Below are 26262 nucleotides of genomic sequence, written 5' to 3'. Positions count from 1 at the left end.
TATAATACAGCCTCTTTTTATTTTTTTAATTTAACCGATATGAAATTATACTCATTTTTAATAATAATTGTATGCCTTTTAGGCGCTTGTTCGCCTAAGATTAGTAGACAAGCTGAATCAAAGCGCAATAATGTACTGCGCGTAATGTCTTATAACCTTCACCATTGTAATCCGCCATCAAAAGAGAAAGAGGGCCTTATCGATGTTGATGCCATTGCCAAAGCGATAGCAGAACAAAAACCAGATTTTGTAGCTTTACAAGAAGTAGATGTGAATACCAAAAGATCAGGCAGTATTAATCAGGCTGTTGTGCTCGCCACCAAATTGAAGATGAATTTTTATTTTGGTAAAGCGATAGACCATGATGGGGGCGACTATGGCGTAGCCATTTTATCACGTTTTCCTTTATCTGCACAACAGACTTTTATGTTACCAAAAAATAACGATGCCAAAGCAGAACAAAGGGTTTTGGCCATTGCAACTGCCGAAATTGCCAAAGGAGTTTTTATCCGTTTTGCTTCTACCCATCTTGATGCACAACGCCCGGAAGATAACCGTATCCTTCAGGCTAAAGAGATCAATCGCTTAGCAGAAAAAGAAACCTTACCGTTAATTGTTGCAGGTGACTTGAACGCCGATCCGAGTTCAGAAAGCATTAAAATATTCGATTCAAATTTTACCAGAACATGTAGCGATTGTGGTTTTACCATTCCTGTGATTAACCCACGGAAAACAATCGATCATATTGGTTTTAAAACAGGAAATCCTTTTAAAGTTGTTTCTCACGAGGTTGTTCCTGAGCGTTATGCCTCAGATCATTTACCAATTGTTGCTGTGCTTGAGCTGGAAAAATAACTGAAACCATTCGATTTACGCTACCTCTTTTTTAAGGCAGGAGGTATGCTAAAGGTGGGTTTTTTGTCGGCATCTTTAAAATCTACTTCCATAAAGTAGCGCTTTTGTTTAATGATGTAATTTTCTATAAACCACAAAATATCAGGCAGGTTTTCAACCATTGGTGAGCCTGCTATTTCGTGTCCCATATCTTGTACATACTGAAAGTAATACGGATATCCATTTTTCCTGAAGGTGCGTGCCAGATACTTGGAACCAAAAAAGCCCCTGTTAAGTAATCTCACTTTGTTATAGGGTACAAGTTTATCGGCTGTGCCATGAAAAAGCATTGTAGGTGCTGGTGGCATCATATATTTCGGTGCCCCCTTATAACTTAATATTGCCCCGGCAAAAGAAATTACACCTTTGTATTGAAAATGCTGTGGGAGTTTAGCCGATAACGCTGTCGCATTCCGCTTGTTATAGTCGGCGTGTAGCGCAGTAATAGCGCCCGCACTTGATCCCGATAGGATGATCATAGCCGTATCGATACCAAGTTCTTTTGCATTTTTGATCAGATAAGCTGTTGCGTCGAAAACATCAGTCGTCGCGGTATCAATAGCAGCTTTTAAGTTTGAAGTATTAAATGGACTGGGAAATTTCTTTCCTTTAAGGCCTAACCTATAGTCTACAGACACCACTTTAAAACCATGCCCTATCAAAGTATTAAAGTATTGATCAAATAACTTACTGTCTCTGCGGCCCATTACAAAGCCGCCACCAAATACAAAAAGTACTGTTGGCTTAGTTTCTGTTATTTTACCACTGTAATAAATATCTAACTTTAGTGTGCCTGAATCTGTTTGCGAAAATATTTTAGTATTTACGTGGTATTTTTTATCCTTGAGTACAATCTGCCCAATTGAGGATAGAGAACTGAATAAAAGCGTGAGAAACAGCAAGCTTAGCGGATATACTTTGTTATTGGGCATCATCTATTTTTTAGGAAGAGGTTCGCTATTGGCCAAATGGGATTGGCTTTGATTTCTAAGCTAATTTATTGCATTTTCAGCTCAAGTGCAATTAAATATATGATAAACAGTTTGATTATAGACATAGCTACTATAAAAAGCCAAAGTTTAACTGGAATTTCTTTCACTTAAATGGGGTTGGTCTGATTGGCGATTTTAAGCTGTTTATACCTTTTGTTTACTTTGTCCGATCTGAAAAGTTTAAGATCGTATACTTGATGATAACTAATCAAAGCACAGATTATACCGGTTATTGCCCCAAAAATTACATCAATAAGGAAATGCTGAGCCAGGTATATACGCGAATAACCGATTAAAAAAGCAAAAAATAAGCAGTAAAATGAGATTTTATTTTTCTTGAAAACTAAAACCAACACTGTAGCTAAGGCAAAAGCAGATGCGGTATGGCCTGAAGGAAAAGAATTTTGATCATGCATGTTTACCCCTTCAACAAAATGAGTATAATGAAATAAAGTCTGCTCGAAAAAATATTTAGGCCGTGGCATGTGGAATATCCTTTTTGCGATTTGAATAAGCAGCCCTGAATAAATATAAGCAAGAACCACAGTCATTGCTTTTTTCTTTTTACGGAGTGCAAGTAGAATAATTGCAGCTAGAATAGTGATTAAACCATCTCCGAAATTAGTGATATACTTAAAAAAAACATCTAGCCAGGCTTGATGAAAACGGTTAAAAATGAGAAATCCATCTGTTTTAGAAAAACTAAAATTAAAAAGGAGCGCCAATAGGAGTATTGATATGGCAGTAAGGAAATAATAATTGAGTTTGGTCAATCTTTTTATCGTACGCATGTCCTGTTCTTTATAACAAAACTATTAGCTGAATATCATCTGAAAGTTAAGTGAATGTCATATTTATGTCATGCTGTATGCTTTGAGAATTCTTACAGATCTGTAGTTTATTGGAATAAACTCAATTATCGTTGCGAGGTGGTTATTTTGAAGAAAGCCTTTGTTAACATTTCTTAATAAGTTAATATGAAAGCGCTGATAAGTTAAAATGCTTTGTCTTTTTTTGTACAAAAGAATTAATAATTGATTATGCAAAACAATCAGGTAATAGTTAGCCCAGATCTTCAGCAGTTTATTGATAAGTTTGAGCCCAGTAAATTTAAACTAATGTCTGGAGGAATCGAAATCAGGGGAATAAACGATATGCAAAGAAATATTGCTCAGGCCAGAGCAATTATCGAAAGATTAAAACTTCGCCTAATTGTTTCACATAATGCCGAAATGCTTAGCTATCGCGGTTTTGAAGTAAATAACCTATAGGCCTAAAAACCAATTTTCTGGTTTATATTCAGTCTGCCTATCAGGCTCATCATTAAATGCTGTTTCCGTTGTACTTGTAATATCTTTTCGACTGTGAATATTAATCAAAAAGACAATGTGTTGTACCAGCGATAAATAAAAAGAGGACCACCTATCAGTCCTCTTTTTATCAAATTGTTAATTGTATAAACCAAGCTCTGCTAGCGATGCATACTGCAAACCGTCTTGTGCAGAATTCATAATTACCTTAAGGTATCTTAAAGTTTTGGTGCTGCCAAATGCAAAATATTGTACTCCAGCAGCATTTTGAGCTACATAATTGTTTACCGATGTGAAATTTATATTATCGGTACTTGTTAAAACCTGAAAGTTTTTAATCGCACGGCTCAATCCGCTTCTTTGCACTAAACTTAAGCCGTTTGCCGATTTCGAAGATCCTAAATCAATCACAACCTGGTGCGGATAGCTTGCTGCAGAAGTGGTCCAGCGTGAGTGCCAGAACGTACTGTGGCTTCCATCGATTAAAGTAGCAGCCCTGCCATTGATGGCTCCTTCGCCGCTGGTTTCTTCAGAGCTGAAAGAATTGATGCTCCAGCCAGTTTTACTTAATTCGGTTAAAGGTGCAACATTATCTTGTAGGGTAGATGGGTCAGTGCTTGGCGCTGGTAAACCCAAAGCTGCCATGTCTGCATATATTTGAGTTGTGGCTGCTGGAGTAGATAAATTCAAACCCCATTTTTGGAAGAAAGTACTTAAGTTTTTGCCCGATATATTGCAAGCCTTCAGCATGAAATAGCGCATCCTGGCATCATCATTAGCTAAGGTTGGATTTTCAACACGCATATTTTTGGCCAGGGTTCTGTAAAAATTATCACCATAGGCTAAGGTTAATTGTTGAAACATGCAGAGCCTGATAAACAGATCGGTTAAAGGATTGGTATAACTTGTTGATCCGTTATAATCTTTGGTTCCCTCAGCTTTTCCCAGATAGGTAAGAGCTTTTGGCCAAACGCCATCGTTTACCAACCTGTTGATAGATGGTGTAAGCGTACGCTGCACGTATAAACTATAAAGATTTACCGAAACCTCACCCAGCGCACCCCAACGCCACATCATTTGGTGCTGGTGGCCTAATTCGTGCCATAAGCCCCAGCCATTGGTACCCACTGCACTTAATGTTAAAATGGCATTAACATCCGAGGTGATATAAGCCGTGCGGTAATCATAAGCGAAAAAGTAATAGGCTGGATCTTCATGCTGTGTTAAAAGATAGGTATGCACATTTTTCGCATGTGCAGGCAAAGAGTTGTCTAAGCCGTTCAAATCATCCTCTAGCGCAATAACCTGCGTAATTTTATTCAATATAGCACTCTGGTCTTCTGCTTGGTACTGTATTGCCTTAGTTCGTGATACTACGATAAAGCAATTTGAGCCTTCCAAAACAACATCAGGAGTAGTGTAGGTTTGTAATTGATTAATCCAGTCTGAATTGGTTGTTACGCCAAGTTTGTAATATGGAGCGTATTGGTAACCGCTATTAAAAGTTAATTTAGCGGTAGAGCCAGTTGTAGAATTGGTGTACCTGATCCATAATAAGCCGCCAACAGCGTTGGTAATGGTATTGGTACCTGCCGTTAACTGTACGGATGTGGGCTGGGTATTCCAGGTACCATATCTAGAATAGGTACCAATTAATAATTTTGGCAGGCGGGTTCCAGCGGTTTGTTCTACGGTGATATCTAAAGTAGCACCCGGAGCCATGTATAAACCGGTTGCAGTAAAATCGGTTAAATAGTATCCATTTTTTAGGCGGTCCCTTTCGATTGATGCACTAATTTTTTCGGTGACATTAAAAACATTGGTTTGAGTGAGGGATTGCACGCTGACACTAGCCATAGTTTTTTTGCTGTTTACAACTTCTTCTTGTAATACAGCCGTTTTTTTACAGGCCGAAAGACCTACAATCGCCGAAACGGTTAAGATTAATAATTGTTTTTTCATTTTTTAGGTTTTAGTAAATATTTGGTTATAGGTAGCCATATTCCAGTAATGGATTACGGTGATAATTTTTACTGTAATGTTAGTTCGCCAGTTTAAACCCTGAAATAAATTAATCTAAGTCTGTTTAAAATGTCAATACAATGTATCCATAATTACATTTAAATAAAATGAAAAAGACTGCGCAAACGTTTGATTCGCCTGATTATTACAGTAAACCGCTATATATGCTTTAACGTTGAACCATTGTAACCTTAATCTTGATTACGAAACAGCAATTAGTGCATTACTAAAATAGATTGCCACCATGGCAAACTTTTAATTGTTCAGAAAGCGATTAAGGTTCACTAACCAAACCAGCAAATTAGGAAGAAACCAAAGGAATTGATTTAGCCAGCTACTAATTAACTTGAAGGCAAGCCTTAAGACATGGGAGACATATACTTTGTGTAAGCAACCTTAATAAGCAGCTGGTTGAATCCAAGTATAGCCCATAATCAGAATCAAACTACGGTAGCCGCCAAGAATGGTAGGCATTAACTGAGCGGTTGAAAATACATTCTTTTGCTATTTGGATAGAGGCTGCCTTTTTTGTGACAACTTCTATTGTTTTTTATTGGATATAGTTTGGAGTAAAGAATTTTAGATGTTTTTTTACCTAATCTACCATCAGATTAAACTTTTTTTTGTTTTATAAGGAATCGGCAGGAAATCATAGGAAAATTAATGAGCTTCTGCCAGGTTGATGGTAATTAGCACTTCAAAATAATTACCTCTCAGTCCGGAAGAGATCTCTGCCCTATTTGCATAGGTATGAAGCAGTCTTTGCCGGATATTTTCAAGGCCTGTATGGAAACCTGTATCGTTGAGGCCTGTATTAATGAGGTTACTTGTTTGAATGCTAAACAGCCCTTCCTGCAACTTTACCATAATCTTTCCGGGATCTTCCGGTTGGCTGAGGTTACCATGTTTAACCATATTTTCGGTTAGGCTAAGTAAGAGTAATGGAATTATCTCTGTAGATTCGGTTTTCTGATCATAATTAAAATCTATAAATAAGTCAGGCTGCTTTATTCTGCTAAGGAGAAGAAGGTTTTCAACTTGATGGATCTCTGTTTCCAGTGGCATAATTTCCGGACCATGTTCGCATTCTAATGCGTAACGCATCAGTTTTGAAAGGTAACGTACAGCTTCTGCAGCCCTGGGTTCACTCTTATGCGTACTGTTATATATATAGGTTAAGGTATTGAACAAGAAATGGGGATTGATCTGTGCTTTGAGGTAGGCATTTTTAGCATTAGCCAGTTCAAGCGTTATTTGCTTTTGCTTCAACATTTCTTCAATTGCTTCTTTTTCCAGTTTGGTTGCCCGATGTTTCTGGTGGATATAACTTTTAATAAAATAGTAAGCTGTTGAAAATAACATGAAGTAAATTCCCCGCCATAGTGTTGAAGACATAAACTTCCAGTCTGTAACCGCCAGTTTACCAATAGAAAGTGTGATAGTTTTTGAAAGCAAACTATCTGCAAGGTATGACACAATAGTATACATACACACTTCAAGTATTGTGAATATAATGATACTTAAATAAGCGGGTTTTTGTGGTTTCAGACCTCTTCCTAGTACCAATTCTGCATGGATATAGAAAAGTGTTATATTGATAATGTAATGAATGCAATAGATTAATATAGGAGCATTTATTTTAAGGATCAACGAGACCAGTATATATTCATAAAGAATGAAAATAGTCCATGCAATAATATGCCAGCGATAATTTTTTAGCCAGTATTTCATTTTGTTTTTAAGTTAAAATTCGGTTTCACAACAGTCAATAATTGCTTTGCGTAATGTAGTCTTTTTTGGGTTTTGGTAGGGCTAATTTTCGTTTATGAAAAGAATTACAGACCTAAAATCGACCCGGAAAACTGCATTTGTTTTCCGTTCACAAAAAGCAGCAAGCAAACGCTATTTTACTGTTTTAGAAAACCGCAAAACTTCAAAAGACACAGGAAAAAATAGATGGTTGCCTACGCTACGCGTGGGTGCCTGTTTATCTTGTGTCTGGGCATTTTGCGGTGCCTCTAAAGCGGATATCGGGTTAACCCACGCTTTTTTATGGATAGTTTTTCCCAATCAAATCACTTTCTCCTCAACCTGCCAATTGCAGAACTCTCACTATCCGAGAATTTTAAGCTCAGAAGTAAGCTAATGGGTTTTTTTACGCTTCAAGATATTATCGGGACCCCTCAAAAAGAACTACATGAGCTGGATGATTATTCAGAGCACTGGTATTTTGAATTTGTTGATTTTTTACACCGGAAGGATCTGTTACATCTTCTTAGTTAGTATTTTTCATGGGCAATGGCCAACATGGCGACAATTTTGTCGATCACTTTTTCAACATCCTTTCCCGCATTTCCATAGTAAACATTTTTAAAGCTTTTTTCTGATATGTTATCTTTTTCTATAGTACTATAATGTTTCGTAACATATTGATGTAATGTCTTGGGGCTTTGGCTTGTGATGATACCGGCCTCAACTTGTAGATTTATGAATACAGCGAGCTGCCTTACGGTAAAGTTTACTTTAAAATTGCTGTCCAAAATACAACCAGAATTCAAGTCTTCGGCTATAGTGTCAATTGATTTGAGGTAGCTGATCTCACCTTCCAGATACCTTAGCAGCGATTCATCAATATCGGGCAAATTTATATTATATGGTTTACTTATCATTTTAAAGACCTGCCCAATTAACTTTTTAAAGAAATGGATTAATCTATATTGCTCGCTAATGTTTTCGCACTGTTGAAGTTCATGGTTAAAATGACTGCAGCAAGAATGATAAAAAGATGGATGATTGAAATTTAAGGAGGTAAGCAGTAGGATAATCTCCGGCATTTGTAAAGGGGCTGCAAATTTCTTTAGCTCTATTTTAAGTGATTCGAAAAAATCATGCAGATATCCGGCCTGTTCAAAAGTGAAACGGCTTATACCGCTATTTAGGTATTCAAAGATGTGCGTAAAAACCGCGTTGGTTTCATTATCGGTCTGCAGTTCTTCAAGGTTTTTTAGAATCTGGCTGGAATTTTCTGCAATATTTAATAGGAGTTGTTTCTGGGTAATTATAGAGACAGGGCTATGATGGTCGAAATAATATGGCAAATACTGCTGAAGGTCCAAAACCATCTGGTTGAGTAAATTTACTACGCTATTAATTTCTTCAGTTTTGTTTTTCTGATCTGCATTGGGGATCTCCCGGTCCACCATAGCTTCTAATTCATCTATTAATTGAATCAATCCCCTTTGATGTTGTGTTAAATAAGTCCTTGATCTATCATCTGGCTCTATTTGTGTGATATTATGCTGAATGGAGCTGAATATCCGTTTACTTTCCTTTAAGATTTCATCTTGCAGTTCCTTATGTGGCCATTTATATGCTGTTCCTGTAGTAAGGGCATCTAAAATTATTTCCCTGAAACTTATAAGTTCATACATCATTTGCTTAGTAGCCAATTGCTTAATTCTAAGCTTTTACTTTCATGTTTTTGTATTAGCGTGGTAAAACGAACCGTTAGCGTGGTGATACTTAATTTTAACGCTTTTTTTGTTAGTAGTGCTTCAGTTTTAAGAATTGATATGAAATAATCTCAAAACAATGACCTAATCCGATTTTTTTTGTTAAAAACCGACTTTTTGTGTTTTCTTACATCTGTAGTCAGGGTTATTGATTTCTATTCTATCGGATCTTTTGGTAGCCTTTTTTCGTTTTAAAAAAGTATCGTTATAGAAAAAAGGACTTAAGTTCTTTTTGAGGGTGCTTGATTGCAATTATTTTAAGTGCTTTCCTTAAACTGGTTCCCTCAGTTTTATCCTCTTTCATATTTAATTGAAAAGGGGTATTTGTAAAAAACCGATTTTTATTATATTTGAAATCTTACGCATACGTGTAAAGATATTAAGGTAGTTTGCATATTTGTAGTTGAGATGATCAAAAGAAACTTACGGCATAGTTTTTCACTTCTTAATGTTGACTATGTGCGACTTAACGCCAAATGGAATTATAGAAATGTGATCAGCCCGTACTACCGTATTTACTATATAGATGAGGGAGAGGGTGAAATATCAGATGCTGAAAGCTTGCTAAAGCTAGAGCCTGGCTATTTATATATTGTTCCCAGTTTCACGCTATGTAATTTAAATTGTAAGAATTCTCTGGGCCAGTATTTTGTCCAGTTTTTTGAGGATTCTACAGATGGAAGTTCACTTTTTGCCAATAACAGAAATGTATTGAAAACAAAGGCCACTGAAATAGACCTTAATCTTTTTGGCAGGTTGCTCCAGATTAATCCTGGAAGAGGAATAAACCGGTCAGATAATCCTAAAATCTACGAGAAAGATATTTATTATAAAGAATATCAGGAGCTTAACAACCAGCAGAACACTTCGGCGTATCTGGAAACCCAGGGAATCCTGATGCTGTTAACCGCCAGGTTCCTAAATCCCCAGCTTTTTAAAAGTCCGGAACACAAGGTTATACCGATAAAAATTGCAGAAACTTTAAATTATATCCTTATCAATTTACACGCAGACCTTTCTGTATATCAGCTTGCTTCTCGTGTAAATCAAAATCCCGATTATTTTTCAAGACAGTTTAAACAGTATACGGGAACCAGACCTTTGAATTATATAAACGAAAAACGCGTTGAACGGGCACAGTACCTAATGGCGACAAGCAGAATGTCATATTCAGAGATTTGCGCCCAAACCGGATTTGATAATCTTTCCTACTTTTCTAAAACCTTCAAAAAGTTAACCGGCATGGCACCCAGCATATATAAGAAACAGATATATCAGGTCGGTTTTAACCATTAAACTAAATATTTTTACGGATGTTAATATTGCCAATTGTTTTAAAAACCATTTGGCCATCAAGTAACTGAATGATATAACCGATCTGGTTATGGCTTAACCCTTAGCACAGGAGCGGCGAGAAAACAAATTACTGAGCCTTCGTGACTGATTAGCAAAAGAAAGATTGTGATTGCCTTAATTATCTTCACCTGTTATTATTGCGAGCAAACGAACGGGCAGTTTAAATTAATTTATGAAGACTGTAAACTCAACGCCTTTATGGGTTTTTATAAAGGCTTTTGTAGGTTTCATTACCATCGCCGGATTAATCGTTTACAGCCAAAAAAATGATGGCTATAATGATAATCCTACCTTATCTTATAGGGAAAGATCTGATTATCACTTGTGCCATTCTGGATGAGATAATACCTGCTTTCGATTTGTTCATTTGCAGTGGTATCAGCATCTTCTTTTTCTTTAACAAATATGTTTTTCTTTCTATATGTCTGTTTATATGCGTCTAGACTTTGTTTGTCCATGTTGACTTAATACAAAATACGCCATATTTATACCCAATTTGCCACTTTCCGGCAAGACAAAGGCAACAATAGGTTAACATTTATACACCTATTTTTTATCAAATGTGCCCTTTAGTAAACCAGCTTATGACGTATTTTAGAAACGCTGACCATATAGACCGTCTTCCACTTTTATAATCATTCCAGCAGCTGTGTGTTCGGACTTATAGTTTGCTGTCCGGGTTCAGTCCGACATTGATAATACTTAGAAATAACCAATTATAATACAAAAAAAAACAATTATGAGCATGAAAATTACGCATTTAACAAGGCTGCTAGGACCAGCCAGATTATGGCTCTTGCTGCTGTTGCTTGTACCGATGAGTACATTGCCCGTTATGGCACAAACGGTCACCATTAAAGGAGTTGTAACATCAGCCGATGATAACAGTCCGCTTCCCGGAGTTACTGTAATGGAAAAAGGAAAGCAGAATGGTATGGTTACCGGCACCGATGGTTCTTATTCAGTTAATGTACCACAGGATGCTACACTCGTATTTTCTTCTATAGGATTCACAAAGCAGGAAGTTAAATTAAACGGAAAAACAGTATTGAACATAAAGCTGCAGAGTGATGTAAGTGCCCTTAATGATGTAGTGGTAATAGGTTATGGAACCGCCCGAAAAAAGGATCTGGTAGGTTCGGTAAATGTTGTGGCCGCGAAGGATGCAGGCGCTAACACCAATACCAGCGCCGCACAGCTCCTTATAGGTAAAGCCCCGGGTGTACAGGTATTAAATTCTAATGGTACCCCGGGTTCAAATGCCCAGATCATTGTACGCGGTACCGGTTCATTTACCAATGTGGAGCCATTATATGTGGTTGACGGTATACAGAGCGATGCCAATCTTTTTAACACCATCAACCCACAGGACATTGATAATATTACCATTTTAAAAGACGCAGCCTCAACCGCCATTTATGGTGTTGCTGCTGCTAATGGTGTGGTTATCGTTACCACTAAAAAGGCTAAAAGCGGTATCCCGCAGATATTATTTGATTCGCAGGTTGGTACTTCATCAGTGCGCAAACAACTCGACCTGCTTAATGCAAACGACTATGTCAATCTTATAAAAGATATAGCCGCTACCAATAACCTAACGCCTCCGGCCAAACTAAATACTCCTTTTGTGGGTGTTGACCGTACCGATTGGCAAAAAGAAATATTTAAAACAGCTTTATCTACCCAAAACAATGCAAGCATAAGCGGTGGCAGCGAAAAGGTTACCTATAATCTTTCACTAGGTTATTTAACCCAGCAGGCTACTGTTAAAGACTATCGTTTAAGAAGATTAAACAGCCGTTTTTCGCTAGATGAGAAACTAGGGCGTTTCCATTTCGGCCAAAGCCTTAATATCCGTTACACCAATACTAACGGGCAGACAGCAAGCATATTAAATGCTATCAGCTATGCACCTTATCAGCCAATATACGATCCCGCTATTTTGGGTGGCTACTCTATCCTTACCAATGTTGATGACAACAGTAACGCCGTAAATCCACTACAGAGCTTAGGCGTTCAAACCTTATCAAGCAACGATCTGGTATTGTATCCGCAGGTTTTTGGCGAAGTAAGTATTATTAAAGGTTTAACTTTTAGGTCGCAGCTGGCGGGTGTATATGGCACTTCGACAAACGACTCATACCAGATACCTTATATTACATCCAACAACCTGGGTTTCAGTCGGCAGGCAGGACGTGCATTTAACAGTTATTCCAATTATACTTTTGAAAACTACCTGTCGTACAACCGTATTTTTGGCAAACACAGTATATCGGCAACTGCAGGTACCAGTTATATTGATGCCGGATCGAGCAAATACCTGAGCGTATTGGGTACTGGAATGTTAAATGATAATGTAACCGACATAGGTGTAGCGCCAACCATTACCAGTCAGGCCAACACATCAGGCTATTATACACAGTTTGGCCGGGCTATCTCTTATTATGGCCGCTTGGTATATACCTTTAACGATCGATATATCTTATCCGGAAGTATCCGTCGTGATGGATCCTCAAACTTTGGACCTCAAAGCCGTTATGGTAACTTTCCAGGAGTTGGCTTTGCATGGCGCATCAGCGAAGAAGAATTTGTAAAATCGGCACTTCCGTTTATCAGCGATGCTAAATTACGCGTAGGCTGGGGCCGTACAGGTAATAACAAGTTTGGTTTAACCACAACGCAGGTATTTACTTTTGGCGGTTCACCGACTGGCAACCTGGTTTATTCACTGGGGGAGAACAAAAGTTTTGTAAATGGAACAACGGTAACTTCTATTGCAAACCCACTGTTGAGATGGGAACAGACAGACCAGACTGATATAGGGCTTGATCTTGGCTTTCTGAAAAACAAACTTACGCTTACCCTTGATTACTATAACCGAAAAAGCAGTGGGTTGCTAGTGGGAATTCCGGTACCTACCAGCGTAGGCATTGGCGGATTAAGCGGATTTAGCAGTACCTTAATTACTAATGCTGCAGATGCTCAAAATAAAGGTTTCGAATTTCAGTTGGCCTATGCTGATAAAACCAGTGACCTTAACTACAATGTAAGTGTAAATGGAGGTTATAACCAAAATAAAACATTATCACTGGGTGCACAATCGTCAACCCCTATAATTGGAGGATACTTTAATAATTTAAATGGCCTTACATTAACACAACCAGGGTCGCCTATTGGTGCTTTTTATGGTTATTCTGTTGATCATGTAGCAAGTACACAAGCAGAAATTGATGCATTAAATGCCGCTGCCAGACAAAGAACCGGAAATCCAGCCAGTTTATACCAGGATGGATTATTGCCAGGAGATTTTATATTTAAAGATCTTAATAACGATGGTGTTGTGGATAGTAAGGACCAGAAGGTTCTGGGCAGTCCAATTCCGAAGTTTACGTACGGTTTTAATGCCGGGGCATCTTATAAAAACTTCGACCTCAATATCGTTATCTCAGGTGTTCAGGGCGTTCAATTGGCCAATTCACTTAAATTTTACACCGAAAATGCCTCAACCGGACATAATGCTTCTACCGCCATTTTAAACCGTTGGAGAAATCCGGGGGATATTGCCGCTTTGCCAAGGGCAGGCCAAAATGTTACGGCAACAGGGAATTTGAGGCCTTCTGATTTTTTTGTTGAGAATGGATCATACCTGCGGGTACGTAACGTAACCTTAGGTTACACTTTTACAAAAACGGCATTAAATTCTTTCTCGGGTAATGTATTAAGCAGGTTACGGGTTTATGTAGCCGCTCAAAACTTATTTACCATAACAAAATATACTGGATATGATCCCGAAATAAGCACCCAAACCAATGGCGGTGTTAATGGCGGGGCCAGCGATTATATATTTAACCGGGGCATTGATGATGGGCAGATACCACAGCCACGTACATTTTTGGCGGGTATACAAGTTGGATTTTAATGATGAAAAATATTAAAGATATAATGATGAAAAAATATATAAAATATCTGATTGTTGTAGTTTTAATGATTGCAACCGGGGGATGTAAGAAGGATTTGGATTTACAGAATAAAAGTGCATATACCTATGACACTTATTTTACAAGCGATGCAGCAATAAACCAAGCCGTGATAGCCAGCTACGCTACTTTATTGCATTCTGGTTTGTGGGCGCGGGAATGGTATTATATTTTTGACCTGTTGGGTTACGATGCCAAAAATGCCCAGCCACTTCAGGGGGATCTTTTGGCGCTGGCACAATATAATTTTGCTCCGAACCAACCGCAGTTAGAAGCCATGTGGTCTTCGTTATACCGAATGGTAATGCGTTCGAACGTTGTGATTAACCGTGCCCAGGCATGGGCTCCTGCCAATGCAACCGAACAGACCAATCAAAAGCAATATATTGCCGAGGCTAAATTTTTGAGGGCTTATGCTTATTTCAATCTAGTTAACCTGTACGGACGTGTACCCTTGCGTAAAGAATATATCCCGCTGCCAACAGCAGAAGAAATTAACCTGCCCCGTGCTGCTGTAGCAGATGTATGGGCCTTTATTGAACAGGATTTAAAAGAAGCACAAGTTGACCTTCCTATTTCACATGCTACAGCCAGTTTAGGGCGTGCTACCCGCGGTGCTGCGGTTGCATTGCTTGGTAAGTCATACCTGTACGAAAAAAAATGGGGCGATGCTGTTACTGAATTAAGCAAACTGACCCAGGCACCATACACCTATGCGCTGGCACCTGAATATAATAACCTATTTGATGATCCAAATCAGAATAATACGACCCTTAACACGGAAACCATTTTTCAGGTAATGAACCAGGCCTGGACCGATTGGGGTATCGGTAACCAGTATGCCCCGTTTGGCGGTCAGGAAACATGGGGTGGGAAAGCAAGCCACTCTGCCCGCGCGCAGGAATATGGCTTTAACGATTGGAATAATGTGTTTATTACCACTACGGCGGTTAAAGCTTTTACTTACACCAACCCACAAACCAATGCCACTTATGTTGATCCACGTGCGGCTTATACTTTTTATGGAGATGCTGCAAGTGGGGGGCAAACTCAATATTGCCAGCAATGCGCAAGCGGGCCGGTAGCCTTTCCCTATGCTTCAGCCGGATACAAATATTTAAAATATGAGTATTATAATAAAGTAGCAAGCTTCGGTGGTCCGCAAAGCGGTATCAACGGGCAGGTGATCCGTTATGCAGATGTATTGCTGATGCTTGCCGAGGCTTACATACAGCAGGGTAATACCGGGGCACAGCCATTGGCACTGATTAACCAGGTGCGCAGCAGGCCAAGCGTTAATGCACCGCTTTATATCAGTTTGGGCAGCCAGCCTCAAGCCATGGCCATTCTGATGCGCGAAAGACAATTGGAACTGACCGGCGAACAGTCCCGTTATTTTGATCTGATACGCTGGGGCATAGCTAAGCAGACCATTAATTCGCAAAGGCAGATAGAAGATGGTACCCAACCTTTTCAGGATAAAAATGTTTTATTGCCTATCCCGCTATCAGAAAAGAATGCAAATCCCAATGTTGGTAAGGATATCGGTAGTGATTGGAATTAATAGCACAACGTAATGGCAAAAAAATCAAAATATAGTCATTGGGCTTTGTAAAGTTAAAAACAATAGCCAGCCCGCTTGAGAAACCAAATGTTGCATGCATAAAATGCTGTTATTCAGCTCTTGTAGAGCTTTAAACGGGTAACTGAATTAACAAAAAAGGAGCCATCTCGTAATTTGATTATGAGATGGCTTTTATCTGCCTATTCTGGCATTCATCTTATGCACCAGGCAGTATCAGATCAACACGAATCGGTTATTGCTTTTCGTTGGCTAAGTTCTGGCACTTTCTTTTCTCCTAAAAGTCTGGAACAGGTTTCATTTGGGATTGATCAGCATTGTTTTTTTATCTTTGTACCATGCACGGTCAACTTATAAGTCTTATTACAAAAAGCCTACAACTTTCTAACCGGGATAGCGATTTGTGCATAGAGTACTTTGAACCGGTGAGATATCCGAAAAACCGGATAATCGAAGAAGAAGGAAAGGTACCTGGGCATCTATATTTCGTGGTTTCAGGTTTTGCAAGACTATTCCATTACAATGATAAGGGCGATGAGGTTACAACGCATATAAACTGTCCGCCTGGTTTCATTACCTCCTATGCTGATTTTACGAACCAGAAAAAGTCAGATGAAAATCTGGAATGTATTACCGAATGTGAACTTTTGCGCATCAGTAAAGCAGATCTTGATCAGCTTATACAGCAGAGCCCTACTTTTAAGGACTTTAGCTTTTTGGTATTTCAACAAGCTTTATCCTATAATGAAACACGTGCCAGGGAGCTGGCTACCCTTGATGCGGAACAGCGTTATTTAAAAATGATGAACCAGTACCCCGAAGTTCTCCAGAATGTTCCTATGCAATACATTGCGTCTTTTCTTGGGATGAACCCTAAAAGTCTGAGCCGAATTAGAAAGAAGATCATTAGGTAACATTTGTGAAGTGGTTTTAAATCTGCAAAGTTCAACTTTGCCACAGCATTTAAAATCAATAATTATGACAGATAAAAAAATGGTACTGGTATCTGGTGCCAATGGGCATTTAGGCAACAACCTTGTAAGGCTGTTAATCGAAAAAGGGATTCCGGTAAGGGCTTCAGTCCGTAATATCAAAAGCAAAGAATGTTTCAAAGATCTGAACTGCGAGGTCGTTCAGGCAGATATAACGGATAAAGCTTCCTTTAAGCGCGCACTGCAGCATGTTGATACTTTTTTTGCAGTAGGCGCTGCCTTCAAGCTGTGGGCTAAAAATCCCAAGGAAGAAATCTATGATGTGAATATGCTGGGCACCCGGAATACGATAGAAGCAGCTGCAGAGGCGGGCGTAAAAAGAATCGTCTATGTGAGTTCCATTGCTGCGCTGGACTATACCAATCTTCCGACAAAAGAAAGCAACGGATACAATTCCGACCGAAGGGATATGTACTACAATTCCAAGAATGATGGTGAAAAGCTGGCTTTTGACCTGGCAAGAGAATTCGGTATAGAACTGGTATCGGTTATGCCCGGAGCAATGATAGGAGGTGAAGCGTTTCTTCCACTGAATGTTTCCTATAATGTGCTAAAACTGATTCTTAACAAGCAAATCCCTATGGATACCAAGATTACGCTGAACTGGGTAGATGTTAAAGATGTAGCAGAAGGCTGTTATCTTGCTGCACAGAAAGGCCGGTCTGGTGAGCGTTATATCCTTGCCAACGAAAAATGTCTGACCATTACCGATACAACTAAATTGGCACAAAAACTTTATCCTGAATTGAAAATAAAAGTACCTGGAACTGTGCCAAAGTTTATTTTGTATGCTATTGCAGGTTTTATGGAGCTTTCAAGTAAAATAAGTGGAAAACCTCCACTGCTTACCACTAAAGAAATTGCTATGTTTTCAGGATTACAACAGGATTTTGATATTTCGAAGTCAAGAAACGAATTAGAATTTAATCCGAAAGATAGCCAACAGGCAGTAAGGGAAGCATTGGCTTACCTGATGGAACATAGAGAATTGATTTAATTTTAGAAAAAATTATGGTAGCAGCACTCTATATGGGGATGATAAGGGAATTGCCAGCTATGTATCTGTTTCCTGAACCTGATTGGCATTTTTAATGGGCTTTGTAAGTAAAAAGTGCAAGATAAGGATAGAATATTCGTGGCATGGGGGCAACATCGTTAAGCTAAGGGATAAATCGCAAGAAGATGTCACTCTGCTGGATAATTTATTGTATAAAAATCAATATAAATGACAGGAGAATTTAAAAGATTAAATCCCCTCAGATTATCGTCATTGCGAGAAGGCTTTTTCAGCCGACGAAGCAATCTTTATGGCAAGGATCACTAGCATAAAAGATTGCTTCGTCGTTCCTCCTCGCAATGACGACCTTTCTTTTGAATCTGTCAATGGTAGCGTAGTCGAAGGGCATTTATTTGCGGTTCATCAATCTCAAGAAGTCTTCGACTACGATCTCCACAGGAGTCCTTTGGACAGGGTGACGACCGCAGTGTTCAACTTAATGACATTGGGCATGGGTGGGAGCGGCTATAATATGGTAGTGATGACTTTACGAAATAAAAGCTGAAAGAGTATTGAACAGCGATTTTTATGTCTCTGTTCATATGGTAAATACTGTTAATACGGTATAGATAGCGTCAGGAAAAAATACTTCAACTAAATGAATAAAAAAATAAAGCCACTTGTGATAGGTGTTGATATCGGTGGCTCACACATTACAGCTGCAATCATTGATTTTAGGTCACATTCAGTGGTAGATCACTCACGTGTGCGTAGCCACGTTAATACACACGGCACAAAGGAAGATATATTAGCCTCGTGGATCACCGTACTTAAAAATATTATCGGGAACTATTCCTCAGGCGAGATACTTTTGGGAATTGCCATGCCTGGTCCGTTCGATTATGTAAATGGGATATCGTTGATCAAGAATATGAACAAATATGAATCCCTGTACCTTACAGATATTAAGGCTGTTTTGATCGAGCAGCTGGGACTGTTGCCGGAGAATATTATTTTTAGAAATGATGCAGAAGCCTTTCTCCATGGAGAAGTTAATGGCGGCAATGCTTTGGGATTCAATAGGGCGATAGGGATCACATTGGGTACTGGCCTGGGATCGGCCGTGAGTATTGCGGGGAAAACCACCGATGCAAATCTTGGGGTGAGTTCGTTTAAGCACGGGATAGCAGAAGATTATATTTCCACCAGATGGTTTGTGAAACGTTATGAAGAACTCTCCGGAAAGAAAGTAAAAGATACAAAAGCGCTTGTCGATCTATATGAAAGTGATCCTATGGTGCCTGTACTTTTTAATGATTTTTCCAGAAGCCTTGCAGACTTTCTTTTTCCTTTTATCAAAGCGCACGATGCAGAAGTGGTCATCATTGGAGGAAATATTGCCAAAGCACACCCTTTGTTTCTGAACAAGACCCAGAATGCACTCCGTCAGCAGGGAATTCGGGCCGAATTGAGGATAACCGCATTATGGGAAGATGCTGCAATGCTTGGTGCTGCTTACTCACAGGCAACTGAAATTTTGGCTTCATAAAAGAATGCTCACATTATCTTATCCTTGTGATTTGAGATAGGTACTTTCTGCTGCCAACAGAAATATGTAGTTATTTCGAATAGTATAGGCATAAACCTATACTATGATTTCGAATTTAATGAGTATATCTTGATGTATTTGTTGTCTAGGTAGTATGCACAACATGAGATATACAGCTTTTGCCATAATTACCTTACTATTTTTCTCCGGCAGAACTGCTTCTGCGCAGATTAATGCGGCCAGGCAGTTGGCTTATTGTACAGAACAGGTAAAAAAAACATTGAGAATTATTCCTTATCATGGAAATAATATTCCAAGGAGTATTGTTCCCGGTTCATCTGAATGGAAGTTTGTGGGTTATAAGGACTGGTGCAGTGGTTTTTGGCCTGGAATACTATGGTATAGCTATGAAGCAACAAAATCAAAAACGTTTCTTACTGAAGCAGTGGCTTTTTCCTCAGCGCTTATACCTCTTTCGCAGCACTCAGCTTTCGACCATGACCTGGGCTTCCAGATATTTAACAGTTATGGCAACGGATATAGGCTTACCAAAAATTCTGAATATAAAGAGATTATACTCAAAACAGCCGATACCCTGGCCACCCTGTTTAACCCAAAGGTTGGAACAATCCTGTCATGGCCGAGGGAGGTTCCCGGAATGCAATGGCCACAGCATAATACCATTATTGATAACATGATTAATCTGGAAATGCTTTTTTGGGCATCCCGGAACGGGGGAGAGAAAAGATTATATGATATCGCTTTTTCACATGCCGAGGTAACCATGAAGAATCATTTCAGACCTGACTATTCTGCATACCATGCGGTAATCTACGACCGGGAGACAGGGAAAAAAATCAAAGGACTAACCCACCAGGGATATGCCGATAATTCAATGTGGGCACGTGGCCAGTCGTGGGCCATTTACGGATATACCATGTGTTTCCGCGAAACAGGTAATGCTGCATTTCTTGAATTTGCCCAAAAGGTAAGCGACGTTTATCTGGCAAAACTGCCTGCAGATGAAATTCCTTATTGGGATTTTAATGATCCTTCTATCCCCAATGCCCCCAAAGATGCATCATCAGCAGCAGTGGTCGCATCAGGGCTTTTAGAGCTTTCCACTTTTGTTAAGGACAAAGCGAAATCACAAAAATACAGGAGAGCTGCGACACTCATGCTGGCTTCCCTTTCTTCATCAGCGTACCAGAGTAGAAATAAGAATTCGGCCTTTCTTTTACATTCAACAGGGCATAAGCCCAATGGATCTGAAATTGATACATCGATTATATATGCAGATTATTATTACATAGAAGCGCTGTTGAGACTGGAAAAACTTCAAAAAGGGATGAAGCTAAATTAAACCTTTAGTATAATAATAACCATGTAGCTCTCTTTGCGGAATATTGCTGGGCGGGACGTCTGATTTAATTTCTGGTAGCCATTTTTCATATTTAGTTTTAGTAGACCCATATGCCTGTTGCAACCGGAAAACCGAGACTTAATTCAACGGTCTCGCTCACAATATTTTAATAAAATTGGTGCTCATAATGAATTTAGGAACTCTACTCAGGTTTCAGCATTACAAAATAACCGTAAATGGGATGAATCACTCCCTAAAGAAAATAATGATGTAAAAATGAAAATACTACAATATTCTTTAATCATACTTTTAATTTTAGGTGCGTATCTGGCTTATGGTCAGGATAATCTATCAAAGGTATGGACTGCCGACCTGGGGAACGGAACATATAAAAATCCGGTTATACATGCGGATTATTCCGATCCCGACGCGATTAGGGTCGGAGAGGATTATTATATGACGGCATCAAGCTTCAATTGTATTCCAGGACTTCCTATTTTGCATTCAAAGGACCTGGTAAACTGGACATTGGTTAACCATGTACTCAAAATCCAGGAACCAGCTGAAGTCTATGATATTCCTCAACACGGAAAGGGCGTTTGGGCACCCAGTATAAATTACCATAAGGGAGAGTTCAGGATCTATTATCCGGATCCCGATTATGGGATTTTTATGGTCAGGACCAAAAATCCCCTTGGAAGCTGGGGAAAACCTGTACTTATCCTTAAAGGCAAGGGGATTATCGATCCAAGTGTATTCTTTGATGATGATGGACAGACTTATCTGGCTGTAGCATGGGCAGCAAGCAGGGCTGGTGTAAATAGCCTGTTAACCGTTTTCAAGATGAACAGTGATGGTACCCAGGTAGAAGATGAGGGAAAACACGTTTTTGATGGACATGGCAAAAACCATACAGTAGAAGGACCTAAATTTTATAAACGTAACGGGTATTATTACCTTTTTGCGCCTGCCGGAGGAGTGGCAACTGGCTGGCAGCTTGTAATGCGCTCAAAAAATATATATGGTCCATATGAGGAACGTAAGGTTATGGAGCAGGGTAAAACAGCGATCAACGGTCCCCATCAGGGGGCTTTAATCCGTACGCCAAAGGACGAATATTGGTTCCTTCATTTTCAGGACAAGGGACTTTATGGTCGTGTAGTTCACCTTCAGCCTGTAACCTGGAAGAAAGACTGGCCTATTATCGGCTCAGATGCGGATGGCAATGGAATAGGAGAACCGGTTTCTGTCTACACTAAACCATCGGTTTCAGGACCTCATCCAATTTCCACACCATCAGAAAGCGATGAATTTAACGGCCTTGAGCCAGGCCTGCAATGGCAGTGGCATGCCAATAAAAAAATACAATGGTCGGCAATGATCGCTAATAACGGGTACCTAAGGCTTTTTGCCTTTCCCAGCCCGCAAATTAATAAAGGCTTGTGGGATGTGCCGAACCTGCTTCTTCAGAAGTTTCCTGCACCTATTTTTACTGCTACTACTAAGGTCAGCTATTATGTAGAATGGGATGCCTGGCACGAAAAAAAGACTGGTTTGCTCATTATGGGAAATGACTATTCCTATCTCTCTGTCTCTAAAAATGAAAAAGGATTTCAGATCGCACAGGTAATCTGTAAAGACGCTCCAAATAAGGGAACTGAGCAGGTATTGGCTCAAAGACCGTTGAAGTCTGGAGCAGTTTATCTTCGGGCCGAGGTTGCTCAGGAAGGACAGGTAACTTTTTCATACAGTGAAGATGGCGAGCTGTACCACAAAATAGGGGAAACATTTAAAGCGCAGCCTGATAAGTGGATAGGCGCAAAAATCGGGATTTTCTGTACAAGCGGGAGCGGCGTACGTACCGGTGGATATGCTGATTTCGATTATTTTAGGATAACCAGATAAAATCTGCGCGCAGAAATATCCCTCTGGCATAATCAGGGAGCAACTTAAATTGGTTAAGAAACTGATTGTATTTGAAGGGAATATATTCTGTAGTGGGAGATGGTATCACTGAGCCTGTCGAAGGACCCGTTTAAATACCTTTAAGGTGTTTCGACAGGCTCTCCGTAGGAGTCCTTTGGACAACATGACAGCATCTGAGGTGAAACGCCTTTATAATACAACCTCTTTGTATTGGGTATTTTTTCAAATTATTCTTTTTATCGATTAATAGAGTATAAAAAATGCTCCCCTGTGTCATACCAGTATGAAAAACGAAAATCTGCCAGAAAAAATAGATAATGAGAATCTGCCTTTCAACTTTAAGCGGCAGTTAGTTTCAGATAAAGATATCAGAAAGCATTGGGGCCGCATAGCGACAAGAATTTTTGGAGGTGGAGAAACTGAACATTCCCTGGAGCCAAAGGATAAAGAGGGAGAACAAGGCTTAATATGACTTAGCCGGGAACGAAACTTTCCCGGAACTATATTTTTTACCCGTTCAAGCAAGATAATCTGCTGATGGCCGCACATACTTTTTTAGAACAACCACCAATACGCCTAACATTTTTATGAAATTTTACCAACACACTTTTCTGACACTACTTTCCCTTCTTGCATTTTTTTTGGCATCCGCCCAAACAACTACTGTAATTTCTGAACAAATACTTTATTCCCCGGATAAGTCGCTTATGGTCCATTTTTTCCAAAAGGAAGCCGCAGATCATAAAAAGGCGTTTTTTTATCAATTATCCTATAAAGGAAAAAATGTTATTCAGGAGTCAAAACTTGAACTGGAGCTTGATAATCATCTTTCAGAAAGTGCAATGGCACTAAAGGTAGATACCCATCAAAATTGGTTTGACAACCTCGAAATAAAGAATTTAGTGCATACGCAAAAAGATACAATCTGGACTCCTGTTTATGGAGAAAGGAAATTTATCCGTGATCATTATAATAGTCTGGTGATTAAAACGGTGAAGGACGATAATCCGATATATGAGATGAATATCGAATTCCGGGCCTATAATCAGGGTATTGCATTCCGCTTTTTCTTTCCGGAAAATGTTAAGGGGACCTATTACCGGATCATGTCAGAAAATACAGAATTTAAGTTTGAAGAAGGCACCTTAGCCTGGAAAGCAAACTGGGCACAGGCACCATATCATAAGGTTGCATTAGAGAACTGGGATGGTGAGGCTGAGCGGCCACTGACTCTTGAACTGAAAAATGGCCTGTTTGTATCTCTCTTAGAAGCACAGATGGTAGATTATTCAAGAACGAAATTCAAGCTTAGCGGAAAAAATACAATAAGTACAGCCATGTTTACCCCCGTTGATCTTATTTCTCCGGTAGCTACGCCGTGGAGAGCGGTAATGGTAACCGAAACTGCAACCGGGATTGCCGAGGGAACAGACCTGATTCTAAACCTGAATGAGCCATCAAAGATAAAAGATCAAAGTTGGGTAAAACCGGGAAAGATTATGCGCGTGATGTCGCAAACTACAAAAGATGCACTGGAGAATATCGATTTTGCCGTAAAAAGAAATCTGCAGTATATTCTCTTCGATTGGAAATGGTACGGTCCTGCTTTTAGTTTCAGTTCTGATGCCTCAAAAGTTGCCATCTCAGATTTCGATCTGCCTCAGATCATCAGGTATGGAAAAGAAAAGGGAATAGGGGTATGGTTATATGTAAACCAACAGGCGCTGTTGATGCAGAGCGATAGCCTTTTTTCAATCTATAAAAAATGGGGTATTGCCGGCGTTAAATTTGGTTTTGTACATTCAGGATCACACCGTTGGACAACATGGGTAGAAAAAGCCATACAACAGGCTGCACAAAACCAGATAATGGTAAATATCCACGATGACTGGCGCCCAACAGGCGAGCAGCGCACCTGGCCTAATCTGATGACCTCCGAAGGAATAAGAGGGAATGAAGAAATGCCCGATGCCACCAGTAACACGGTAATGCCCTTTACCAGGTATATTGCAGGAGCTGCGGATTATACCATCTGTTATTTCGATCCAAGGATAAAAACTACCCATGCACATCAGCTCGCGCTTGCAGCAATTTATTTTAGCCCCATCCAAACCCTATATTGGTACGATAAACCGAGCTTTTATAAAGGGGAGCCCGAACTCGAATTTTGGGACAAGATTCCAGTTACCTGGGATGAAACAAAGGTTTTGTCGGGAAACCCCGGTGAATACGTTACAACAGTCAGGCGAAGTGGCGAGGAATGGTTTTTAGGTAGCATTACCAATAATGAGGCCCGTAAGCTAGAATTGAAGCTTGATTTTCTTCCCAAAGGACAAAAATTTGTCGCCAGGATTTATAATGACGACAATACGGTTGGCACTGCCACCAAGGTAGGGATAAAAGATATAGCGGTTGATTCAAAAACTATCCTGAAACTGGATCTCCAGCCTTCAGGAGGTGCTGCAATATGGCTTCACAAAAAATAATTTTGTAAAGGATTACAACAACATAAAAATGAACAATAAACCTGCTTTTACCGAAAAAAGATTCCTTATTACCTTTATCCTGGTTACTTCCCTGTTTATGTTATGGGGAGTAGCACACTCCATGAGTGATGTGCTTAATAAACATTTTCAGAATGTGCTTAACGTATCAAAAGCACAGTCTGGCCTGATCCAGTTTTCCGTTTTTGGTGCCTATTTTATCATGAGCATTCCTGCCGGAATTTTTCTGAAAAGATTTGGCTACAAGGCAGGCGTAATACTGGGGCTTGGACTGTTTGCTACCGGGACTTTTTTCTTTGTTCCTGCTGCAAATGCAGAAAGTTTTGGGTTTTTCAGGGTAGCACTTTTTATTCTCGGCTGCGGAATGGCAACGCTCGAAACTGTTGCACACCCTTTTGCTGCTTCCCTTGGCGATCAGCGTACCAGCGATAGAAGAGTAAACTTTTCGCAGTCTTTTAATGCGATAGGGGCGATAATCGGTCCGGCAATAGGAACATTCTTTTTACTCAGGGCAACTTCCGGTGGCCATGAAAACTCGCTAGATTCAGTAAAATTGCTTTATGCAGGGCTTGGTGGATTTATCCTGATCGTGGCGGTGGCTTTTTTCTTTATCCGCATTCCAGACCTAATTGATCCTCATAGTAATTCCGATGCGCCAATAGCTGCGCAGAACATTGACATCGTGCCGGGAAAAAGGCTTTTTCAGCACAGGCACTTTGTCTGGGCAGTAGCTGCTCAATTTTTTAATGTAGCGGCACAAGCGGGCACCTGGAGTTATTTTATAAACTACGGGCATGAGAAGATGGGCTTTTCTGATGAGAAGGCAGGAAACTTTATGGTTTTGTTTATGGTAATGATGGCGCTTGGAAGATTCGTTGGCACTTACCTGATGAAATTTATAGCTCCAAATAAGATCCTCGCAGCATTCGCCATTTGCAGCATCGTTGCCTGTGTTATTGTAGCCCAAAGCTGGGGCTGGACATCATATTGCGCCCTGCTGAGCATCAATTTTTTCTTTAGTATTATGTTTCCTACCATCTTTAGCCTGGGTCTGAAAAATCTCGGTTCACATACCCAGCAGGCTTCCTCATTTATTTCAATGGGTGTAGTTGGCGGAGCTGTAATGCCTTATTTTATGGGTAAGATAGCCAATGTGGATGTCGCCCATGCATATTATCTGCCCATCATCTGTTATATAGTGATCTTTCTTTTTGCAGCCAGATTTTTTAAGGTAATCAGATAGATGATTTTCAGCATGCTTTTGCTTTCTACAGGCTGGGGATGAC

General features: G+C 39.7%; 20 protein-coding genes. 15 read left to right on the top strand and 5 right to left on the bottom strand.

All coding sequences use genetic code 11. The features are described 5' to 3' along the window. Positions 1–39 precede the first annotated feature (39 nt). Complete coding sequence (locus EYS08_RS08830) at positions 40–855, top strand: endonuclease/exonuclease/phosphatase family protein (RefSeq protein WP_208745827.1); 816 nt, start codon at positions 40–42, stop codon at positions 853–855. A gap of 20 nt (positions 856–875) precedes the next feature. Here EYS08_RS08830 and EYS08_RS08825 read toward each other — a convergent pair whose 3' ends face one another. Beyond that, on the bottom strand, positions 876–1829 hold the full coding sequence (locus EYS08_RS08825) for an alpha/beta hydrolase (RefSeq protein WP_131029683.1): 954 nt from the start codon (positions 1827–1829) through the stop codon (positions 876–878). Between the two features lie 164 nt (positions 1830–1993). Further along, positions 1994–2677: a phosphatase PAP2 family protein gene (locus EYS08_RS08820; RefSeq protein ID WP_131029682.1), complete on the bottom strand. Its 684-nt coding sequence runs from the start codon at positions 2675–2677 to the stop codon at positions 1994–1996. 249 nt (positions 2678–2926) lie between these two features. Here EYS08_RS08820 and EYS08_RS08815 point away from each other — a divergent pair, with 249 nt between their 5' ends. Beyond that, positions 2927–3157, top strand: a complete 231-nt coding sequence (locus EYS08_RS08815) for a hypothetical protein (RefSeq protein WP_131029681.1) — start codon at positions 2927–2929, stop codon at positions 3155–3157. 177 nt (positions 3158–3334) lie between these two features. Here the strand turns inward: EYS08_RS08815 and EYS08_RS08810 are convergent, their stop codons facing one another. Together EYS08_RS08810 and EYS08_RS08805 are read right to left on the bottom strand one after the other, a co-directional pair. Beyond that, the gene (locus EYS08_RS08810; RefSeq protein WP_131029680.1) at positions 3335–5158 is read right to left on the bottom strand and encodes a M60 family metallopeptidase; all 1824 of its coding nucleotides are present in this window, start codon (positions 5156–5158) and stop codon (positions 3335–3337) included. A 720-nt stretch (positions 5159–5878) separates the two neighbouring features. Further along, positions 5879–6949 carry a sensor histidine kinase gene (locus EYS08_RS08805; protein ID WP_131029679.1) on the bottom strand — a complete coding sequence of 357 codons (1071 nt, stop codon included), beginning with the start codon at positions 6947–6949 and terminating at the stop codon, positions 5879–5881. A 94-nt stretch (positions 6950–7043) separates the two neighbouring features. On the opposite strand from EYS08_RS08805, the gene EYS08_RS08800 reads away from it, so the two are divergent. Continuing rightward, a complete protein-coding gene (locus EYS08_RS08800) occupies positions 7044–7364 on the top strand; it encodes a hypothetical protein (protein WP_131029678.1) in 321 nt (106 codons plus the stop codon). A gap of 133 nt (positions 7365–7497) precedes the next feature. Here EYS08_RS08800 and EYS08_RS08795 read toward each other — a convergent pair whose 3' ends face one another. Further along, positions 7498–8652 carry a hypothetical protein gene (locus EYS08_RS08795; RefSeq protein ID WP_131029677.1) on the bottom strand — a complete coding sequence of 385 codons (1155 nt, stop codon included), beginning with the start codon at positions 8650–8652 and terminating at the stop codon, positions 7498–7500. 486 nt (positions 8653–9138) lie between these two features. On the opposite strand from EYS08_RS08795, the gene EYS08_RS08790 reads away from it, so the two are divergent. The 12 genes from EYS08_RS08790 to fucP all read left to right on the top strand — a co-directional run bounded on the left by EYS08_RS08790 (position 9139) and on the right by fucP (position 26219). Beyond that, positions 9139–10026 (top strand): helix-turn-helix domain-containing protein, encoded by an 888-nt coding sequence (locus tag EYS08_RS08790; protein WP_131029676.1) that lies wholly within the window; start codon positions 9139–9141, stop codon positions 10024–10026. Between the two features lie 232 nt (positions 10027–10258). Next, complete coding sequence (locus EYS08_RS25685) at positions 10259–10426, top strand: hypothetical protein (protein WP_165456411.1); 168 nt, start codon at positions 10259–10261, stop codon at positions 10424–10426. A 405-nt stretch (positions 10427–10831) separates the two neighbouring features. Further along, positions 10832–14005, top strand: coding sequence for a SusC/RagA family TonB-linked outer membrane protein (locus EYS08_RS08785; protein WP_165456410.1), 3174 nt, complete (start codon positions 10832–10834; stop codon positions 14003–14005). Between the two features lie 26 nt (positions 14006–14031). Next, positions 14032–15627 carry a RagB/SusD family nutrient uptake outer membrane protein gene (locus tag EYS08_RS08780; RefSeq protein WP_131029674.1) on the top strand — a complete coding sequence of 532 codons (1596 nt, stop codon included), beginning with the start codon at positions 14032–14034 and terminating at the stop codon, positions 15625–15627. 443 nt (positions 15628–16070) lie between these two features. Further along, on the top strand, positions 16071–16559 hold the full coding sequence (locus EYS08_RS08775) for a Crp/Fnr family transcriptional regulator (protein WP_244215906.1): 489 nt from the start codon (positions 16071–16073) through the stop codon (positions 16557–16559). Positions 16560–16623: 64 nt separating this feature from the next. Further along, on the top strand, positions 16624–17634 hold the full coding sequence (locus EYS08_RS08770; protein WP_131029672.1) for an NAD-dependent epimerase/dehydratase family protein: 1011 nt from the start codon (positions 16624–16626) through the stop codon (positions 17632–17634). A gap of 658 nt (positions 17635–18292) precedes the next feature. Then, complete coding sequence (locus EYS08_RS08765; RefSeq protein WP_131029671.1) at positions 18293–19183, top strand: ROK family protein; 891 nt, start codon at positions 18293–18295, stop codon at positions 19181–19183. Between the two features lie 163 nt (positions 19184–19346). Beyond that, the gene (locus tag EYS08_RS08760) at positions 19347–20546 is read left to right on the top strand and encodes a glycoside hydrolase family 88 protein (protein WP_131029670.1); all 1200 of its coding nucleotides are present in this window, start codon (positions 19347–19349) and stop codon (positions 20544–20546) included. Positions 20547–20822: 276 nt separating this feature from the next. Then, complete coding sequence (locus EYS08_RS08755) at positions 20823–22451, top strand: glycoside hydrolase family 43 protein (RefSeq protein ID WP_131029669.1); 1629 nt, start codon at positions 20823–20825, stop codon at positions 22449–22451. A gap of 304 nt (positions 22452–22755) precedes the next feature. Next, positions 22756–22944 (top strand): hypothetical protein, encoded by a 189-nt coding sequence (locus tag EYS08_RS08750; RefSeq protein WP_131029668.1) that lies wholly within the window; start codon positions 22756–22758, stop codon positions 22942–22944. 169 nt (positions 22945–23113) lie between these two features. Further along, the gene (locus EYS08_RS08745) at positions 23114–24958 is read left to right on the top strand and encodes a glycoside hydrolase family 97 protein (RefSeq protein ID WP_262711725.1); all 1845 of its coding nucleotides are present in this window, start codon (positions 23114–23116) and stop codon (positions 24956–24958) included. A 28-nt stretch (positions 24959–24986) separates the two neighbouring features. Beyond that, positions 24987–26219: an L-fucose:H+ symporter permease gene (gene fucP / locus EYS08_RS08740; protein WP_131029666.1), complete on the top strand. Its 1233-nt coding sequence runs from the start codon at positions 24987–24989 to the stop codon at positions 26217–26219. Positions 26220–26262 lie beyond the last annotated feature (43 nt).

Source organism: Pedobacter kyonggii (assembly GCF_004310665.1).
Taxonomy (GTDB): domain Bacteria; phylum Bacteroidota; class Bacteroidia; order Sphingobacteriales; family Sphingobacteriaceae; genus Pedobacter; species Pedobacter kyonggii.
Note: the sequence above shows the minus strand (reverse complement) of the source record. Positions and strands in the feature narration are given on the sequence as shown.

What these genes read in the sequence shown, in the direction of transcription:
- fucP (WP_131029666.1), top strand. Translation starts at nt 24,987, where the DNA reads ATGAACAATAAACCTGCTTTTACCGAAAAAAGATTCCTTATTACCTTT.
- EYS08_RS08780 (WP_131029674.1), top strand. Translation starts at nt 14,032, where the DNA reads ATGAAAAAATATATAAAATATCTGATTGTTGTAGTTTTAATGATTGCA.
- EYS08_RS08820 (WP_131029682.1), bottom strand. Translation starts at nt 2,677, where the DNA reads ATGCGTACGATAAAAAGATTGACCAAACTCAATTATTATTTCCTTACT.
- EYS08_RS08815 (WP_131029681.1), top strand. Translation starts at nt 2,927, where the DNA reads ATGCAAAACAATCAGGTAATAGTTAGCCCAGATCTTCAGCAGTTTATT.
- EYS08_RS08800 (WP_131029678.1), top strand. Translation starts at nt 7,044, where the DNA reads ATGAAAAGAATTACAGACCTAAAATCGACCCGGAAAACTGCATTTGTT.
- EYS08_RS08770 (WP_131029672.1), top strand. Translation starts at nt 16,624, where the DNA reads ATGACAGATAAAAAAATGGTACTGGTATCTGGTGCCAATGGGCATTTA.
- EYS08_RS08790 (WP_131029676.1), top strand. Translation starts at nt 9,139, where the DNA reads ATGATCAAAAGAAACTTACGGCATAGTTTTTCACTTCTTAATGTTGAC.
- EYS08_RS08760 (WP_131029670.1), top strand. Translation starts at nt 19,347, where the DNA reads ATGAGATATACAGCTTTTGCCATAATTACCTTACTATTTTTCTCCGGC.
- EYS08_RS08795 (WP_131029677.1), bottom strand. Translation starts at nt 8,652, where the DNA reads ATGATGTATGAACTTATAAGTTTCAGGGAAATAATTTTAGATGCCCTT.
- EYS08_RS08825 (WP_131029683.1), bottom strand. Translation starts at nt 1,829, where the DNA reads ATGATGCCCAATAACAAAGTATATCCGCTAAGCTTGCTGTTTCTCACG.
- EYS08_RS08755 (WP_131029669.1), top strand. Translation starts at nt 20,823, where the DNA reads ATGAAAATACTACAATATTCTTTAATCATACTTTTAATTTTAGGTGCG.
- EYS08_RS08830 (WP_208745827.1), top strand. Translation starts at nt 40, where the DNA reads ATGAAATTATACTCATTTTTAATAATAATTGTATGCCTTTTAGGCGCT.
- EYS08_RS08805 (WP_131029679.1), bottom strand. Translation starts at nt 6,949, where the DNA reads ATGAAATACTGGCTAAAAAATTATCGCTGGCATATTATTGCATGGACT.
- EYS08_RS08810 (WP_131029680.1), bottom strand. Translation starts at nt 5,158, where the DNA reads ATGAAAAAACAATTATTAATCTTAACCGTTTCGGCGATTGTAGGTCTT.
- EYS08_RS08765 (WP_131029671.1), top strand. Translation starts at nt 18,293, where the DNA reads ATGAATAAAAAAATAAAGCCACTTGTGATAGGTGTTGATATCGGTGGC.
- EYS08_RS25685 (WP_165456411.1), top strand. Translation starts at nt 10,259, where the DNA reads ATGAAGACTGTAAACTCAACGCCTTTATGGGTTTTTATAAAGGCTTTT.
- EYS08_RS08750 (WP_131029668.1), top strand. Translation starts at nt 22,756, where the DNA reads ATGAAAAACGAAAATCTGCCAGAAAAAATAGATAATGAGAATCTGCCT.
- EYS08_RS08785 (WP_165456410.1), top strand. Translation starts at nt 10,832, where the DNA reads ATGAAAATTACGCATTTAACAAGGCTGCTAGGACCAGCCAGATTATGG.